Here is a 2,382-nt window from a genome sequence, read left to right as displayed (position 1 = left end):
GTTGCTAATACGGAGGCGATTAATTCTTTAGTGGTGGTTTTCCCCACCGATCCCGTAATAGCAATCACGGGTATAGTAAATTGATTCCGCCACCAATGGGCTAATTGCTGATAAGTTTCTAGGGTATTCTGGACTAGGAATACAGGAATATTTTTAGAGGAATTGACCGAAACTGGCTGATCGACAATCAATGTCGCCGCTCCTCTTTTGATAGCCATATCGATAAAATCATGACCATTAAAATTATCACCTTTTAAGGCTAAAAATGCTTGTCCTGACTCAATACTACGACTATCAGTATTAATGCCAGATACTAAACTATCGGGACTAAAACTTATGTCAGTCTTATCTTGTAAGGACAATAATTGAGCTAGTTGATTCAGGGATAAATGACAGGGCATAGACAGTAAAAATAATTAGAGTAAATTCCGAATAATCTGAAAGATAGATTGAGGTTTAACGGGGACTTAGATCAGATAAAATCGATTCTTCTTGGCTCTCTCAATCGCACCGTGTGCAATGTAGGGACGCAACGCTTGCGCCCATAATCTAATATTGTGAATATTTTTGACCCCATGTCCGAGAGAGCCAACTCGATGGCGTAGAATGACCCAAAATAGGGACAGCCTAAGAAGGGAGCATCTACTATCTAATCACAATTGACTCCTTTACAGCAGTTATCTGATCACCTCCGTAGGACTAGGGTTATTGCTCAACAGGTGGGGAGCGAGGATTAAAAAGTTAAGTAATCTCAACTTCTAGCCAATGGCACCCCAGAGCTAGGGGATAATTAAACCATCGTCATTTAGGCTGCGTCTATCCGTGAAAATTATCGTTATCGGCAGTGGTGGTCGAGAACACGCTCTAGCTTGGAAACTCCTACAATCGCCTCAAGTAGAACAAGTGTTCTGTATTCCAGGTAATGGGGGAACGGCAATTTTACCTCAATGTGAAAATATCCCCCTAGCAATGGAGGATTTTGCTGAAATTAGCCGTTTTGCCCAGGAAAATAGCGTCGATTTGGTGGTTGTTGGCCCAGAATATCCCCTCTCCCTCGGCATTACCGATCATCTTCTGTCCCAAGAAATTGGCGTTTTTGGTCCCACACAAACCGGGGCCTTAATTGAATCGAGCAAATCCTGGGCCAAAGAATTAATGAGCGAAGCCGGAGTGATCACCGCCGCCTCGGAAACCTTTACCGATGCAGAATTAGCAAAAACTTATATCCGAGAGCAAGGAGCGCCCATCGTGGTGAAAGCCGACGGATTAGCCGCAGGAAAAGGGGTAATTGTCGCCGAAACCGTAGATACAGCCCTAGAAGCGATCGATGATCTTTTTACCAGTGGCTTTACTAAAGTCGTGGTGGAAGAATTCCTAGAGGGGGAAGAAGTGTCCATCCTCACCCTCACCGATGGGATCAGCTTTCGTTCCCTGCTACCCGCCCAAGATCACAAGCGCATCGGTGAAGGCGATACCGGCAAAAATACCGGCGGTATGGGAGTTTATGCCCCCGCACCCATAGCCACCGCCGCCATTATCGAAGCGGTGGACCGAGACATCCTCGCCCCCATCGTCGCCACCCTGCAAAAACGCGGCATTGACTATCGGGGAGTCCTCTATGCGGGTTTAATGATTTCCCCCGCCGGAGAGGCAAAAGTTCTCGAATTTAACTGTCGTTTTGGCGATCCCGAAACCCAAGCGGTTTTACCCCTACTGGAAACTCCCCTCGCACCCCTACTGCTGGCTTGCGCTCAACAAAAATTAACTGACTTCCCCTCTTTACAATGGCGCTCCGGTAGTGCTGTTTGTGTGGTGGCTGCCTCTGCCGGTTATCCCGACCACTACGAAAAAGGCCGGTTAATCACTGGAATTAAGGCCGCTGAAACCGAGGGAGCGATCGTTTTCCACGCCGGCACGGTTTTAAAACACGGCGATATCTTCACCGATGGCGGCCGCGTTTTGGGTGTCACTGCTATGGGGTCTAATTTTAATCAGGCGATCGAACTTGTCTATCAATCGGTGAAAAGGATACACTTTGAGGGCATCTATTATCGTCGCGATATCGGCCACCGGGTACGCGAAAAATAAGGGTCAGTATTGAGGCAGGGGTAAGGGAGAATAGTTAGGGGTTTTGAGGATTAATTTATTAGCCAATTTCCCTTTTTTTCCGCATCTCTGACCGAATCCTCACCTCTTTCTAGGGTAATCCCTGACAAAGGCGAATCCGATTTGTCAAAAAAACAGTAACTATTGATAAAATCATGAAACTGAATCGCCCAACCAAATTGCCATCCCTATGCGAATTTTGCTCTATTCTTATAACTATTATCCCGAACCGATCGGCATCGCTCCCCTGATGACAGAATTAGCGGAAGGATTGGT

General features: G+C 46.6%; 2 protein-coding genes. One reads left to right on the top strand and one right to left on the bottom strand.

Annotation, left to right across the window (positions count from 1 at the left end; genetic code table 11):
* Positions 1 to 401, bottom strand: a 401-nt coding sequence (locus tag PX484_RS02120; RefSeq protein WP_288102735.1) for a Mur ligase domain-containing protein, incomplete at its 3' end; no start/stop codon positions are given.
* A gap of 421 nt (positions 402 to 822) precedes the next feature.
* On the opposite strand from PX484_RS02120, the gene purD reads away from it, so the two are divergent.
* Positions 823 to 2,088, top strand: coding sequence for a phosphoribosylamine--glycine ligase (gene purD, locus PX484_RS02115; RefSeq protein ID WP_288102734.1), 1,266 nt, complete (start codon positions 823 to 825; stop codon positions 2,086 to 2,088).
* Positions 2,089 to 2,382: the final 294 nt, after the last annotated feature.

This window comes from Microcystis sp. M49636_WE2, assembly GCF_030065375.1.
GTDB lineage: Bacteria > Cyanobacteriota > Cyanobacteriia > Cyanobacteriales > Microcystaceae > Microcystis > Microcystis aeruginosa_C.
This window is presented reverse-complemented; position numbering and strand designations above follow the sequence as displayed.